The sequence below is a fragment of the Streptomyces sp. NPDC031132 genome (genome assembly GCF_055570595.1).
Map to the genome: position 1 here is coordinate 352719 of NZ_JBVIGX010000004.1, position 14923 is coordinate 367641.

The 14923-nt window shown below is 74.4% G+C and carries 13 protein-coding genes; 9 read left to right on the forward strand and 4 right to left on the reverse strand.

Features of this window, described 5'->3' with window-relative positions; all coding sequences use genetic code 11:
- Window positions 1–28: 28 nt before the first annotated feature.
- Entirely contained in the window at window positions 29–829 is an 801-nt protein-coding gene (locus ACZ49B_RS09245; RefSeq protein WP_468302340.1) for a carbon-nitrogen hydrolase family protein, read from the reverse strand.
- A gap of 303 nt (window positions 830–1132) precedes the next feature.
- Between ACZ49B_RS09245 and ACZ49B_RS09250 the strand changes: the two genes are divergently transcribed.
- Window positions 1133–1849 carry a GNAT family N-acetyltransferase gene (locus ACZ49B_RS09250; protein WP_468302342.1) on the forward strand — a complete coding sequence of 239 codons (717 nt, stop codon included), beginning with the start codon at window positions 1133–1135 and terminating at the stop codon, window positions 1847–1849.
- Between the two features lie 99 nt (window positions 1850–1948).
- Window positions 1949–2251, forward strand: coding sequence for a WhiB family transcriptional regulator (locus ACZ49B_RS09255; RefSeq protein ID WP_468302344.1), 303 nt, complete (start codon window positions 1949–1951; stop codon window positions 2249–2251).
- A 22-nt stretch (window positions 2252–2273) separates the two neighbouring features.
- Here ACZ49B_RS09255 and ACZ49B_RS09260 read toward each other — a convergent pair whose 3' ends face one another.
- Together ACZ49B_RS09260 and ACZ49B_RS09265 are read right to left on the reverse strand one after the other, a co-directional pair.
- Entirely contained in the window at window positions 2274–2729 is a 456-nt protein-coding gene (locus tag ACZ49B_RS09260; RefSeq protein WP_468302347.1) for an Lrp/AsnC family transcriptional regulator, read from the reverse strand.
- Window positions 2730–2739: 10 nt separating this feature from the next.
- A complete protein-coding gene (locus ACZ49B_RS09265; protein WP_468302348.1) occupies window positions 2740–4209 on the reverse strand; it encodes an amino acid permease in 1470 nt (489 codons plus the stop codon).
- A gap of 442 nt (window positions 4210–4651) precedes the next feature.
- On the opposite strand from ACZ49B_RS09265, the gene ACZ49B_RS09270 reads away from it, so the two are divergent.
- The 7 genes from ACZ49B_RS09270 to ACZ49B_RS09300 all read left to right on the forward strand — a co-directional run bounded on the left by ACZ49B_RS09270 (window position 4652) and on the right by ACZ49B_RS09300 (window position 14303).
- Window positions 4652–5665 carry a GDSL-type esterase/lipase family protein gene (locus tag ACZ49B_RS09270; protein ID WP_468302350.1) on the forward strand — a complete coding sequence of 338 codons (1014 nt, stop codon included), beginning with the start codon at window positions 4652–4654 and terminating at the stop codon, window positions 5663–5665.
- Between the two features lie 124 nt (window positions 5666–5789).
- On the forward strand, window positions 5790–6770 hold the full coding sequence (locus ACZ49B_RS09275) for an SCO0930 family lipoprotein (RefSeq protein ID WP_468302485.1): 981 nt from the start codon (window positions 5790–5792) through the stop codon (window positions 6768–6770).
- Window positions 6771–6896: 126 nt separating this feature from the next.
- Window positions 6897–7721 carry a LytR/AlgR family response regulator transcription factor gene (locus ACZ49B_RS09280; RefSeq protein ID WP_468302352.1) on the forward strand — a complete coding sequence of 275 codons (825 nt, stop codon included), beginning with the start codon at window positions 6897–6899 and terminating at the stop codon, window positions 7719–7721.
- Window positions 7722–7919: 198 nt separating this feature from the next.
- Window positions 7920–8195, forward strand: a complete 276-nt coding sequence (locus ACZ49B_RS09285; protein ID WP_266631181.1) for a hypothetical protein — start codon at window positions 7920–7922, stop codon at window positions 8193–8195.
- A gap of 122 nt (window positions 8196–8317) precedes the next feature.
- Window positions 8318–10090 carry a sodium/solute symporter gene (locus tag ACZ49B_RS09290; protein ID WP_468302354.1) on the forward strand — a complete coding sequence of 591 codons (1773 nt, stop codon included), beginning with the start codon at window positions 8318–8320 and terminating at the stop codon, window positions 10088–10090.
- A complete protein-coding gene (locus ACZ49B_RS09295) occupies window positions 10087–11322 on the forward strand; it encodes a histidine kinase (protein ID WP_468302356.1) in 1236 nt (411 codons plus the stop codon). Before ACZ49B_RS09290 ends, ACZ49B_RS09295 begins: the two co-directional genes overlap by 4 nt.
- An 86-nt stretch (window positions 11323–11408) precedes the next feature.
- Window positions 11409–14303, forward strand: coding sequence for an ATP-binding protein (locus ACZ49B_RS09300; RefSeq protein ID WP_468302358.1), 2895 nt, complete (start codon window positions 11409–11411; stop codon window positions 14301–14303).
- Here ACZ49B_RS09300 and ACZ49B_RS09305 read toward each other — a convergent pair.
- On the reverse strand, window positions 14231–14818 hold the full coding sequence (locus ACZ49B_RS09305) for a sigma-70 family RNA polymerase sigma factor (protein WP_468302360.1): 588 nt from the start codon (window positions 14816–14818) through the stop codon (window positions 14231–14233). The genes ACZ49B_RS09300 and ACZ49B_RS09305 overlap by 73 nt on opposite strands.
- Between the last annotated feature and the right edge of the window lie 105 nt (window positions 14819–14923).

The window sequence follows — 14923 nt, forward strand, 5'->3', positions numbered from 1 at the left end:
GGGGCAGGGGGGAGGGCGCTGGCGGGACTCAGACGAGGGAGGCGTAGAGCCCGGGGCGGCGGTCGCGCAGGTAGGGGTTGTTCTCGCGCGAGGCGGCCAGCAGCTCGGGGTCGGCCTCGCCGATCACCAGCTCCTCGCCGCGTCCGGCCCTGGTCCGGGTGACCCCGTCGGGGCTCGCCAGGCAGCTGAGTCCGACGAACTCGAACTCGCCTTCCGGACCGGTGCGGTTGACGTACGCGATGTACATCTGGTTCTCGAAGGCCCGTACGGGGACGAGCTGTTCGGCGACGAACTGGAACGGGTGCATCTGCGCGGTCGGCACCAGGAGGAGGTCGGTGCCGGCCAGTGCGTGGGAGCGGACGTTCTCCGGGAACTCCACGTCGTAGCAGATCATGATGCCGATGCGGAGGCCGTTCAGCTCCGCCTGGACGACGGGGGTGTCGCCGGGGGTGAAGGCGTCCTGCTCGAAGCAGCCGAACAGGTGGGTCTTGCGGTAGTTCGCCAGCCGGACCCCGTCCGGGCCGACGAGCTGTGCCGCGTTGTAGACGGTGTCGCCGTCGCGCTCCGGGTAGCCGTACAGGACGGCGACACCGTGGCGGCGGGCGATCTCGCCGATGGCGCGGGCCGACATGCCGTCGGCCGCCTCGGCGAGGGCGGCGATGTCCTGGACCTCCAGCGCGTAGCCGGTCAGGAACATCTCCGAGGTCACGAGGAGTCCGGCACCCGCCTGTGCGGCGCGCTCCACAGCCTCGTCGAGCGCCTTCAGGTTCTCGGCGGTGTCGCCGAGCCGTCCGGAGCTCTGGAGGAGGGCGGTGCGCAGCGGGGGCATGGGCGTACCTCTGTGGCAGGAGGGGAGGGGGTCCTATTGAAGGTACGTTCACCCGTTCGACCCCGACAAGCCATGACCGTTGCGCTCAGCGCATCGATTCGTTGCGTGTTTCGCGGCGCAGACGGAGATTCGTTGCGCGGAGGCCGTCGGCCCCACTGTGGGGCAGTCGGGCATAAACCCGCCCGCGGCGGGCGCTGACCCTCATGACCGTCGTCACCAGCAGTCTCGTGGCGGTGCGCGGGGCCGTCAAGGAGCAGGTGGACGGGCCCGCGGCCGCTGCCGAGGGAAGGAGCCCGCCACACCATGTCGCCCGACACCGACACGGCCGCGCCCGTCCACGTACTCGACAATCCGGTCTGGGCCGCACTGAGCGGCCCGAGCCGTGCCTTCGCCGAGACCGGGCCCGCCGGCCTCGCGGCCCGGTACGTCGCGGAGGCCTCGCCGTTCGCCGCGCTCGCGGATCCGGACGACCCGCGGGCCTGGGCCGATCTGGCCGCACTGGCGGGGCCGGGCGCCCCGGTCTGGGTCACCGGGCTGCCGACCCCGCCCGCGGGGTGGACGACGGTGGCCTCGATACCGGGCGTACAGCTGGACGGCGGGGCGGTACGGGCCGAGGCCGCGCCCGAAGCGGTCCTGCTGGGGCCCGCCGACGTACCGCAGATGCGGGAGCTGGTCGACCTGACGAAGCCGGGGCCGTTCCTGTCGCGCACCGTCGAGCTGGGCACGTACCTCGGGATCCGGCACGAGGGCCGGCTCGTCGCGATGGCGGGGGAACGGATGCGGCCGCCGGGCTGGTCGGAGATCAGCGCGGTGTGCACGCACCCCGATCACCGGGGCAAGGGGCTCGCGGGCCGGCTGATCCGGGCGGTGGCCGCCGGGATCCGGGAGCGCGGCGATCGCCCGTTCCTGCACGCGGCGGCGGACAACACCGGGGCGATCGCGCTCTACGAGTCGATGGGGTTCACGCTGCGGCGCCGGCCGCTCTTCATCGGGCTGCGCACCCCGGACGCCGGCGCCTGACGGAGGGCGGCGCCGTGCGGCAGGGACGAAGCGGGAGGTTTCACGGGGCGCGGAGCGGTCACACGGGAGGACATGCCGAGGACAGCGAAAGGAACTGCCATGACCGACGTCTCCCGCCTGCCCGGAGCAGCGCACCATCACTGGCAGTGGCAGCTACGGGCCGCCTGCCGGAACCTGGGCCCCGGCCGGTTCTACCATCCGGCCGGCGAGCGGGGCGAGGAGCGGGAGGACCGCGACGAGGCCGCGAAGCGGGTGTGCGCCGTATGCCCCGTGCGCGCCGCGTGCCTGGAGCACGCGCTGCAGACCCGCGAGCCGTTCGGGGTGTGGGGCGGGCTGACCGAAGAGGAACGCCGGGCCCTTCTGGGCCCGGCGCACACCGCTGGGGCCGGCACGAGGGCGTAGGCCGTGCGCACCGTGCCGGGTCTTATGCCGGCGCGCCCGAGGTGAAGCGGCGCAGCAGCGGGGAGAGGACGAGCACCGACTTGGTGCGCTCCACGAAGGGCTCGCCCGCGATGCGCTCGAGCACCCGCTCGAAGTGCCTCATGTCGGAGGCGAAGATCTGGACGAGGGCGTCCGCGTCGCCGGTGACGGTCGACGCGGACACCACCTCGGGGTACCGCTCCAACCCCCGCCGGATGTCGTCCGGCGAGGTGTTGTGGCGACAGTAGATCTCGATGAAGCCCTCGGTCTCCCAGCCCATGGCGGCGGGGTCGACGCGGACGGTGAAGCCCGTGATGGCTCCCTCGGCCCGCAGCCGGTCCACGCGTCGCTTCACGGCGGGGGCCGAGAGCCCGACCTCGGAGCCGATGTCCGCGAAGGAGCGGCGGGCGTCCTCGGCGAGGGCGTGCACGATGCGTTCGTCGAGATCGTTCAGTCGCACTGCGGGTGGGTCACTTCTCTGCTGTGGCCACTTCTTCCGTGGCCAGTCGGGAGCGGCGGATGCCGTACAGGAAGTAGAACACGAGGCCCGCGACCATCCAGCCACCGAAGACCATCCACGTGGCCGTATCGAGGCTGAACATCATGAAGCCGCAGGCGAGGAAGCCCAGGATCGGGGTGACGGGGAAGAGCGCCACCTTGAAGGTGCGCGGCATGTCCGGGCGCTTCACGCGCAGGATGATGACGGCGATGTTGACCAGGCCGAAGGCGAAGAGGGTGCCGATGCTGGTGGCGTCGGCGAGCTTGCCCAGCGGGATGAAGGCCGCGAGGACGCCGCAGAACAGCGAGACGATCACCACGTTGGCGCGGGGGGCGCCGGACTTCTCGTCGACCTTCGCGAAGACCTTGGGGACCAGGCCGTCGCGGGACATCGCGAAGAGGATGCGGGTCTGGCCGTAGAGGACGGCGAAGACGACGGAGAAGATCGCGACGACGGCGCCGGCGGCGAGGACGACGCCCCAGACGCTGGTGCCGGTGACGTCGGTCATGATCTGGGCGAGGGCGGCCTCGGTGCCCTCGAAGTCCTGCCACGGCATGGCGCCGACGGCGACGAAGGCGACGAGCACGTAGAGGACGGTGACGATGGCCAGCGAGAGCATGATCGCGCGCGGCAGGTCCTTCTTCGGGTCCTTGGCCTCCTCACCGGCGGTGGAGGCGGCATCGAAGCCGATGTAGGAGAAGAAGAGCGTGGAGGCGCCGGCGGCGATGCCGCTCATGCCCAGCGGGGCGAGCGGGGTGTAGTTGCCGGCCTTGATGCCCAGGACACCGATGCCGATGAAGAGCAGCAGGGTGACGATCTTCACCGCGACCATGATCGAGTTGACCGTGGCGCTCTCCTTGGCGCCGCGCATCAGGAAGACCATCGAGAGCAGGACCACGACCAGTGCCGGCAGGTTGATGAACCCGTTTTCGCCCAGCGGCGCGGAGACCGACTCGGGGATGGTGACGCCTATGGTCCCGTCGAGGAACTCGTTGAGGTACTGGCCCCAGCCGACGGCGACGGCCGCGACGGAGACGGCGTACTCCAGGACCAGGCACCAGCCACAGATCCAGGCGATGAGCTCGCCCATGGTGGCGTACGCGTAGGAGTACGAGGAGCCGGAGACCGGCACCGATCCGGCCAGCTCCGCGTAGGAGAGGGCGGAGAACAGGGCGGTCAGGCCCGCGATCACGAAGGAGATCGTCACGGCGGGGCCGGCCTTGGGGGCGGCGGTACCGAGGACGACGAAGATGCCGGTGCCCAGGGTGGCGCCGATGCTGATCATGGTCAGCTGCCACATGGTGAGCGAGCGGCGCAGCATGCCGCCCTCGCCCTGGCCGCCCTCGGAGACGAGCCGCTCGACGGGCTTGCGCCGGAGCAGCGGGTTCACGGGCTTGCGCTTCTCCGAGGAGAGCGGGGGTGCCTGGCCCTGATCGAGCACGAGGGGACTCCTTAGACACTGCGGATGGGGATTGAGGCATCGACCGCAGCGGTCCGGAGCAGGACACAGACAAGAGCCTGGGCATGGGGAGGACCGCCGAGCAGGCGGTCCACGCCACTCCACGTACAGCGAGTGAGCCTACGAGCTATTGATACCGCCCGTAATGCACCATCCTTGCACATTGCCGCACGATCGTTGCGCGGATCTGTCCTGGATGGTCCTTTGTTGCGCACGGATGATCGATCAATGCGCACAGCACCTTCACCCCTGTTATTGACACCTCGTCAGATCTGCCGGAGCATGCCGCCGGGGTCGGCCCGATCGCACGGGCGTGCTCCGCGGCGGTGAACCGGGTCCGTGCGGGGTACGGGTGAACCCGGTGGCACCGGGGGGCTGCGGATCCCCTCCGGTTCCGACACCCACCGACGACCGGAGGCGCGCAGTGAACGCCGAGAGCACCGCCACGCACTGGCTGGACCCGGGGCCGTTCCTGCGCGGAGTGGCCTGGCTGGACAAGGGGCGCCCGGTACGGGCCGACCCGGCGGACAGCATGCGGCTGCCCTGGGACACCGGCGAGCGGGCCACCCTGCCGATAGGGGTGCGTCTGGAGTTCACGGCGCAGGCGGCGCACGCGGTGGAGATCCGCTACCGGGCGACCGTGCCCGGCCCCACCGACGCACTGCGCGACCTCGCACACGGCTTCGCCCTGTGGGACCGCCACGGGGTCGTCCGGGAGGTGTGGACCGAACCGGCCGTGGAGGCCGTCGTACGCATCGAACTGCCGGGCGGGACCGGCCCGTTCACCCTGTACCCGCCCGAGGGGCAGTCCCCGCTGATCCTCGGCCTGCGCGGGATCGGCGGTTCCGTGGCCCCGGCGCCACCCGCACCGCGCTGGGTGGTGCACGGCGACTCCATCACCGAGGGCTGGTGGTCCACCCGGCCCGCCCACGGCTGGCCCGCGGTCGCCGGCCGGGCGCTCGGGTGGGACACCGTCAACCTCGGGTACGCGGGCGCCGCCCGCGGGGAGCTCGCCACCGCCGAGCAGCTCGCAGGCCTCCCCGCCGATGCCCTCACCCTCGCCTTCGGCACCAACTGCTGGTCCCGCGTGCCGTTTTCGGCGCCACTGCTGTACGAGACCACCCGCGCCTTCCTCGACCTGGTCCGCCAGGGGCACCCGCGGACCCCGCTGCTGCTGGTCTCCCCCGTGCTGCGGCCCGACGCCGAGCGCACCCCGAACCGGCTCGGCGCCACCCTGGGCGCCCTGCGCGATGCGATGGAGCGGGCCGCCCGCGACCGGATCGCCGCCGGGGACGACCGCCTGGCCCTCCTGCCGGGCCGTGACCTGCTCGGTCCGGAGCACCTGGCGGACGGGCTGCACCCCAATGACAGCGGACACCAGGTCCTCGGCCTCGCTGTGGTCACGGCTCTGCGGCGGGCCGGGTTCGATGCCGGGTGAGTGAAACAGCCCACAGGAATCCGCTTGAACAGATCGACCCCGACAGGGCGTGTCCTTCGCAGAGTTGCCGACGCACCGGAAACGGGCGGCGGACACGGAGACACCACACGTGGGAGAGATCAAGATGGGCATCAAGCGCGGAACCACCCTCGCCGCCGTGGCAGTTGTCGTCGCCCTCACGGCGACCGCCTGCGGCGGGGACGACACCAAGGCCGGCGACGCGAAGCCGGCCGGGGCCGCGGCCCAGGCTCCCGCCTCCGGAGCCGGCGACTACGGCTCCGACTACGGCGCGGGATCCGCCGCAGGCGCGGCAGACACCGGCACCAAGGCCGCCGGCCAGCTGGCGATCGCCCAGAACGAGCAGCTCGGCGCGGTCCTCGCCGACAGCGCGGGCATGACCTTGTACCGCTTCGACAAGGACACCGCCAAGCCGCCGAAGTCCAACTGCGAAGGGGACTGCGCGAAGACCTGGCCGGTGGTCGCGGCCGGCGACGCCACCGCCGCCGCCGGCATGGACCCGTCGGTGCTCGGCGAGGTCGTCCGCGCCGACGGCAGCAAGCAGCTGACGGTGGGCGGCTGGCCGGTGTACCGCTACAGCAAGGACGCCAAGGCGGGCGAGACCAACGGGCAGGGCGTCGGCGGTACCTGGTTCGCCCTCGCCCCCGACGGCAAGAAGGCCGCGAAGGCCGCCGCCGCGCCCGTCGCCGACCCGGCCGCCGCCCCGCCCGCCGGTGCGGGCCAGGCCTCGGGCGCGCTGACCGTGGCCAAGGACCCCAAGCTCGGTGACCACATCGTCGACGGCAACGGCATGACGGTCTACCGCTTCAAGAAGGACACCGCCTGGCCGATGGCCTCCAACTGCACCGGCGACTGCGTGGCCAAGTGGCCGGTGGTGCCCCCGGTGGACAAGGCCAACGCCAAGGGCATCGTGGAGAAGGGCTACTCCGTCCTGGACCGCCCCGACGGCATGAAGCAGCAGGCGATCGACTGCTGGCCCGTCTACACCTTCTCGGGCGACAAGAAGGCCGGCGACATCAACGGCCAGGGCGTCGGCGGCACCTGGTACGCGGTCTCGCCCGACGGCAAGCTGATCACCACCTCCTGATCACCGCCTCCTGATCACCGCCTCTCTCCCCCCCACTCCCGAACCGCGCGGCCCCCTGCCCCCTCCCCCCGGCAGGCGGGCCGCGCACCGTTCCGCCCCGGCGCACTCGTCCATAGACTCCACCGCATGCTGCGCGCACTGGCCGTCGACGACGAGAAACCCCTCCTCGAGGAACTGCTCTACCTGCTGCGCTCCGACCCCCGGGTGCTCAGCGCCGAGGGCGCCTCGGACGCCACCGAGGCCCTGCGGCGGATCACCCGGGCCCTGGAGACCGGCCCGGACGGGCCCGACGGCATCGACGTGGTCTTCCTCGACATCCACATGGCGGGGCTGACCGGCCTCGACATCGCCCGGTTGCTGGCCGGGTTCGCGCGGCCGCCGCTGATCGTGTTCGTCACCGCCCACGAGGGGTTCGCCGTACAGGCCTTCGATCTCAAGGCCGTGGACTACGTCCTCAAGCCCGTCCGCCCGGAGCGGCTCGCCGAAGCCGTCCGGCGGGCCTGCGCCCAGCTCGGCCGGGCCGCCGCGCAGCCGCCCGAACCCGCGGAACCGGCCGCCGGTCCGGTCGTCCCGGTGCAGCGCCGCCCCGCCCCCGAGGTCACCGTCGCCGACCGCACCGCGGACCAGATCGCCGTCGAACTGGGCGGCGTCACCCGGTTCGTGGCGATCGCCGACATCGCGTACGTCGAGGCCCAGGGCGACTACGCCCGCCTGCACACCGACGAGGGCAGCCACCTGGTCCGCATCCCGCTCTCCACGCTGGAGGAACGCTGGGCGGCCCGCGGTTTCGTCCGCATCCACCGCCGCCACCTGGTGGCGCTGGGCCGGATCGACGAGCTCCGGCTCGACGCCGGCACCACCAGCGTCCGCGTCGGATCGGCCGAGCTCCAGGTCAGCCGCCGCCACGCCCGGCAGCTGCGGGACCTGCTGATGCGCCAGGCGACCGGATAGCCGCGCGGACGGTCGGCAGCCGCCCGGCCGACCGTCCGGCGTGCCATGGCGCCGTTCGTCGCACCGCAAGGGGCGTACGGCGCCCCGCTGCCGCCGTCGGTCGCAGGGCGGGTTCCGGCGCCCGCAGCCGGCCCTGCCCGCACCTATCGTGGAGCCGCCGGTCCGGAAGGAACAGGCCGGAACGAGCGGGGGGTGCGGATGGCCGAGATCCAGGCGCTGCTCGACGCGCTGGCCGTACTGCCGCGGACCCCGCCCGCCGGTCCCGCCGAGGCCGAGGTGCTGCTCGCCCGGCTGCGCAGCGCCGCCGCGCGCTGGGCCGACGTACTGTACGAGGCCAACGAGGGGGTCCGGCAGCAGCTGCCGCCCCGCGCGGAGGCGGCACTGACCCTCGCCTTCCGGCGCGCCGAGGACTCGTACGTGGAGCTGGAGATCGCCCTGCGGGACTGCGCGGAGCACCGCGACCCCGCGCGCTGACGCCGGCGCCCCTTTTCGGCCGGTGGGAGCCTTCGGGATCGGCCGGGATCACGCCTGTTGCCGGTCCGAGGGCGTGCGTAGACTCCGGTACCCCCCTGCTCCCCGCGGCGAAGGACCGACCGGTGAACCAGACGTACGCGCTGACCGCGGTCACCGTCGTCGTCCTGGTCACGGTGCTGGTCGGCGCGCTGGGCCTGCGGATATCGCGGACCACCTCCGACTTCTACGTCGCCTCGCGGACGGTGGGGCCCCGGCTCAACGCGGCCGCGATCAGCGGGGAGTACCTCTCCGCGGCCTCCTTCCTGGGGGTGGCCGGGCTGGTGCTGCTCCAAGGGCCCGAGATGCTCTGGTACCCGGTCGGCTACACCGCCGGGTACCTGGTGCTGCTGGCCCTGGTGGCGGCCCCGCTGCGGCGCTCGGGGGCGTACACGCTGCCCGACTTCGCCGAGGCCCGGCTGGAGTCGCAGGCGGTGCGCCGCGTCGCGGTGCTGTTCGTGGTCGGGGTGGGCTGGCTGTACCTGCTGCCGCAGCTGCAGGGCGCCGGGCTGACCCTGGAGATCCTGACCGGGGCCCCGCACTGGGTGGGCGGGGTGGTCGTCGCGTTCGTCGTGACCGCGGCCGTCGCGGCCGGCGGGATGCGGAGCATCACCTTCGTGCAGGCCTTCCAGTACTGGCTCAAACTCACCGCGCTGCTGGTGCCCGCCTTCTTCCTGCTCGCCGCCTGGGCCGGGGACGGCGCGCCGCGCGCCTCGTTCGACGCCCCGGCGGTCTTCCGCGAGCACACCGCCGTCACGCTCGCCGAGGACGTCCGGCTGTCCCTGGACGCGCCGCTGACGCTGAAGGTCACCGGGCAGGTGGACGGGCGGACCTACGCGGCGTCCCCGCTGACGCTGGAGCCCGGGGAGCACTCCGTACGGGCCCGCGCGCGGCTCGAGTTCGCCCCGGACACCCGGGTCCCGCAGACCCGGGCGACGTCCGGGCCGGACGCCTCCCGGTGGTCCGAGCCACTGGACGGGGACCGGCCGGCGCTCGGCCTGTACGCGACGTACGGGCTGGTGCTGGCCACCTTCCTCGGCACCATGGGCCTGCCCCACGTCGCCGTGCGCTTCTACACGAGCCCCAACGGCCGCGACGCGCGGCGCACCACGCTGGTGGTGCTCGGGCTGCTCGGCTGCTTCTACCTGCTGCCGCCGGTGTACGGGGTGCTCGGCCGCACCTACGCCCCGGAGCTCGCCCTCACCGGGGACGCGGACGCGGCGGTGCTGGTGCTGCCGGAGCGGATGCTGGGCGGGGTGCTCGGCGACCTGCTGGGGGCGCTGCTGGCCGGGGGCGCGTTCGCGGCGTTCCTGTCGACGGCTTCGGGGCTGACCATGGCGGTGGCCGGGGTGCTGCACCAGGACGTGCTGCCGACGCGCGGGGTGCGGACGTTCCGGTTCGCGGTGCTGGTGGCGATGCTGGTGCCGCTGGCCGGGAGCATGGCGCTGACCGACGTGCCGGTGGCGGACGCGGTGGGGCTGGCCTTCGCGGTGTCGGCCTCGTCGTTCTGCCCGCTGCTGGTGCTGGGCATCTGGTGGCGGGGGCTGACCCCGCCGGGTGCGGTGGCGGGGTTGGTGACCGGCGGTGGGGCGGCGCTGGGCGCGGTGCTGGCGACGCGGGCGGGGCTGCCCCCGGCGGGCTGGGTGCACACACTGCTGGCCTGGCCCGCGGCGTGGTCGGTGCCCCTGGGGTTCCTGACCATGGTGCTCGTGTCGCTGGCCACCCGCTCGCGGGTCCCGGCGGGGACGGCGGCGACCCTGGCCCGGCTGCACCTGCCGGAGAGCGTGACCGGGGCCGGGGCGGGGTCCGCGACCGGGGCAGAGGCCGGGGCCGGCACCCGCGCGGCCGGTGCCCCATGACCGGAGCGGTGCTCGCGCTTCTGGCGGCGGCGGGCGCGGCCCTGCTGCTCGGCGCGGGCTGGGCCGCCGGCCGGTGGCACGCCCGGCGCGGCGAACGGGCGACCGGCCTGGACCTCGGCACCCCGGTGGAGCGGGCCACCTTCCACACCCTGCACACCGCCTCGCTCGCCGCTCCCCCGCTGCGCGCCGGCCTCACCGAGGACGCCGCCCGCAAGGCCGCCAAGCGGCTACGCTCCCTGCTGGGCACCGAGGCCCTGTGCCTGACCGACCGGGACTCGGTCCTGGCCTGGGACGGCCCGGGCGCCGACCACCACCAGCGGCGGGCGATGGCCCGGGTCACCGTGATGCTGAACTCCGGCCGCAGCCAGAGCGTACGGACCGAGTGCACCCGCCCCGACTGCCCGCTGAAGTGGGCGGTGGTCGCCCCCCTCACCGGCGAGGACGGGATGCTCGGCGCGCTCGTGGCCTACGGCTCGCGGGAATCGGCGGTGCTGGTGCGGGCCGCGACGGAGGTCGCGCGCTGGGTCTCCGTCCAGCTGGAGCTGTCCGAGCTGGACCGCTCGCGGACCCGGCTGATGGAGGCGGAGATCAAGGCGCTGCGGGCGCAGATCTCCCCGCACTTCATCTTCAACTCCCTCGCCGCGATCGCCTCGTTCGTGCGCACCGATCCGGAGCGGGCCCGGGACCTGCTGCTGGAGTTCGCCGACTTCACGCGCTACTCCTTCCGGCGGCACGGCGAGTTCACCACCCTCGCCGAGGAGCTGCGCTCCATCGAGCAGTACCTGGCCCTGGCCGGGGCCCGGTTCGGGGACCGGCTGAAGGTCACCCTCCAGGTGGCGCCCGAGGTGCTGCCGGTGGCGCTGCCGTTCCTGTGCCTGCAGCCGCTGGTGGAGAACGCCGTCAAGCACGGGCTGGAGGACTCCACCGAGGAGTGCCTGATCACGATCGCCGCCCGGGACGCGGGCGCGGAGGCCGTGATCACCATCGAGGACAACGGGGTCGGGATGGATCCGGCCCTGCTGCGCCGGATCCTGGCCGGCGAGCGGAGCGGCTCCCCGTCGGGCATCGGGCTGACCAACGTCGACGAGCGGATCCGGCAGGTGTACGGGGACGCGTACGGCCCGGTGATCGAGACCGGGGTCGGCGCGGGCATGAAGATCACCCTGCGGATCCCCAAGTACCGTGCGGGCGTGCACAGTTCGGGTCCGGGTGAGCATCTCCCCCGCTACTGATCGGCATGCCATCCTGGCGGAGGCGCGGACCGGCCGGCGGGGGCACCCCGGCGGCAGCCGGGAGACGCCTGGGGAGGATCGCCGACGTGCGGGTCGGGCGTGGACAACTGCGTGAAGAGTTACGGGAATGGGTGCGCGGCGGTGCGCGCGGCAGCGGGGGTCGCCTGATCGTGGAGGGCGAGGCCGGCGCGGGCCGGACAGCGCTGGTGCGCGAGGCGCTGGCCGAGGCGGCCGCGCTGGGCAGCCGGGTGCGTTACGGGGCCGCCGACGCCTTCACGGCGGAGCTGCCGCTGCGGGCCGCGCTGGACTGCGTGCACCCCGAGGGGCCCGGCCGGGCGGCCGTGGTCGCACTGCTGCGCGAGGCCCGGCACGCGGCGCAGCCCGGCGGGGCGTGGCTCGCGGCCACGGACTTGCTGGTGTCCGGGGTCGAGGAGTGGTGCGCGCGGCGCCCGCTGCTGCTGGTGCTGGACGACCTGCACTGGGCGGACCCGGCCAGCCTGCTGCTGTGGCAGCGCCTGGCCCGGGCGGTGGACCGGCTGCCGCTGCTGCTGGCGGCGACCCGCAGACCGCTGCCCCGGCGGCCCGAGGTGGAGCAGCTGTGCGCCGAGCTGGGCGCGGGCCCGCGCGGGCGCACCGTCCGGCTGGAGCCGCTGACCGGGGCGGAGTCGGCCGAGCTGCTCCGCGGAATGCTGGGGGCGGAGCCCGGGCCGCGGCTGCGGGAGGCCGCCGGGCAGGCGGGCGGCAATCCCCGGCTGCTGCGGGACCTGACCGCGCAGTGGTCCCGGTTCATCGAGGTCACCGGCGGGTCCGGGGACGACGGCACCGTCGACGCCGGGGGCGGCGGCCGGGACGACGCCGTGGACGGCCGCGCCGTCGTTGAACTGATCGTGCCCGAGCAGGAGTTGCCTGAGCCGCCCGCCTCCCTCCCGCGGGGCATCGGCTATCTCTCCCGCCCCGCGTACACCACCCTGCGCCACGCGGCCCTGCTCGGCCCGGCCTTCACCCCGCGCGAGCTGGCCCTCGTACAGGCCAGGCCCGCCCGGGAGGTGCTGGCCGAGCTGGAGGAGCCGCTCCTCGCCGGGCTGCTGGACGACACCGGCGAGCGGCTGCGCTTCCGGCAGCCGGCGCTGCGCCGAGCCCTGTACGCGGAGCTCCCCGGGGCCGCGAGGGCCGCCCTGCACCAGGACGCGGCCCGGGCCCTGGCCGAGGCAGGCCACGATCCGGAGCGGACCGCCGAACAGCTGCTGGCCGGCGGGGCGTTGGACCGCTGGGCAGTGCACTGGCTGGCCGACTCGGCGCAGTCCCTGATCGCTGCGGCGCCCGGGGCGGCCGCCGAACTGCTCGAGCGAGCCGTCGCGCAGGCCGACTGCGGGGACCGGGACGCGCTGGAGGGGAGCCTCGCGGACGCCGCCCTGATGCTGCGCCGCCCCGAGTCGGTGGAGCTCCTGGGCACCCTGCACGGGCGGGCCACGGATCCCGGGCACCGGGCGGCGCTGGCCTTCAAGCTGGTGTCGGCGCTGATGATCCAGGGGGACATGGCCCGTTCGCTGGCCGTCACCGAGGACGCGCTGGCGGAGCAGGTCCCCTCCCCCGCGCTGCGGCTGCGGCTGGAGGCCTGCCGGGTACTGGCCCTGGCCGATCTGCACCACCCGGCGCAGGCCCACGCGCTGGCCGTGCCGGTGGTGGCGCAGGCGGCCCGGCTGGGCGATCCGCTGTGCGGGGCGGAGGCCCACCACGCGATGGCCTTCGCGCTGTTCCACCTGGGCCGCGGCCGGGAGTCGCTGCGGCACGTCGCCGAGGGGATCGCCTGCGCCCGGCGCAGCCCGGAGGCCAACGACATGCGGATGCTGCTGCTCGCCAACCAGGCCGAGGCCCAGCTGCGGTTCGACGAGCCGGAGACCGTCGCGGCGGCGCTGCAGGAGGCACGGGAGCTGGCGCTCGCCACCCGCTCGACGGGGCGGCTGGTGGTCACCGAGGCCCGGCTCGCCGAGTTCCACTACCTGCTCGGCGACTGGGACGCGGCGCTCGCCGGGGTGGCCCGCGCGGACGGGCTGCCGGTCTCGGACGGCTGGCTGCCGGTGGTGGTGCACGGACTGCGGGCCCTCGTGCTCGGTCACCGGGACGAACGCGAGGCGGCGCAGGCCGAACTCGCGCTGCTCCCGCCGGACGCGTTCGCGGCCCCGGCGGCCCGCCGCTACGGCGGCCACGTGCTCTTGGCCCGTGCCCTGCTGGCGGAGCGTGCGGGCCGTCCGGCGGACGCGGTGCGCGCGCTGCTGCCGGCCCTGGCGGACAGCCCGGACGAAGCGGGGGCGTACGAGCGCCCCTGGGTGCTGTCGGAGATCGTCCGCGTGGCCCTGGACAGCGGGGACACGGCGACGGCCCGGGCGGCGGTGGCGGCCTGCGGGCGGACGGCGGCGGCGCTGCCCGAGTACCCGGGCCCGGCGCTGGCGCTGCTGCGCTGCCGGGGGCTGTTCGCGCAGGACCCGCAGCTGCTGGCGCAGGTGCTGGAGCGGGCGGAGCGCGGCGGCCGGCCGCTGGTGCTGGGCCATGCGTGGGAGGACCTCGCGGTGGCCCGGGCCTGGCACGGCGACCTGGCGGCGGCACGGTCGGCGCTGACGCGCGCGGTGGCCGCGTACGAGGACCTGGGCGCCCGGTGGGACACCGCCCGGGCCGACGCCCGGCTGCGGAGCCTGGGCGTCCGGCGCGGCAGCCGTGCGGCGCGGCGGCGGCCGGCCAACGGCTGGGAGGCGCTGACACCCGCGGAGCTGAAGGTGGCCCTGCTCGTCGCGCAGGGCCGGTCGAACCCGGAGATCGCGGGCGCCCTGTTCCTGTCCACGCGGACGGTCCAGACGCACGTGTCGCACATCCTGGCGAAGCTGCAGGTCCGTTCGCGGGCGGGGGTGGCCGCTCAGGCGGCGGCGCGGCGATCGGGCCCGGAGCCGGTGCGCGGGCCGGGAGCGGGGCCGGGGCCCGGACCGTAGCCGGGCATGGCCTCCCGGAGGGCGCGCAGGGCGTAGTGGGTACGCGACTTGACGGTCCCGGCGGGAACCCCGAGCGCCTCGGCGGCCTCGCACACCGACGCCCCGCGGAAGTAGATCTGCACGAGCACGGCGCGGTGTTCGGGGCTGAGTGATCTCAGCGCGTCGCGGACGTCGAGGACGGCGACGGCCTGCTCGGTGCGGTCGTCGGCGACGGGCATGCGGCTGTCCAGGGCGTCGGGCCCGACCTCGGCGGGCCGGACCTGGCGGGCCCGCCGGGCGTCGATGGCGAGGCGCCGGCCGACGGTGTAGAGCCAGGGCCGCAGGGAGGCGTGGCCGCTCTCCAGTGCCTCGGGGTGTTTCCAGGCGCGGAAGAGGGTCTCCTGGAGGAGGTCCTCGGCGCGGTGCCGGTCGCCGAAGGTGAGGCCGAGGAGGAAGCCGTAGAGGGCTTTGCCGTGCTCGCTGTGCAGTCGCGCGAGGGCGTGCGCGTCGGTGCGGCGGCGGAGGGTACTGGCCACGGGGTGCCCCTTCCAGGTCGGATGACCCGAGCGTGACGGACCCGGCGCCCGGAGTTATCCGCCGCTTGGCGTATCCGTTTGCCACCTGCGCCGACCGGTCGAACG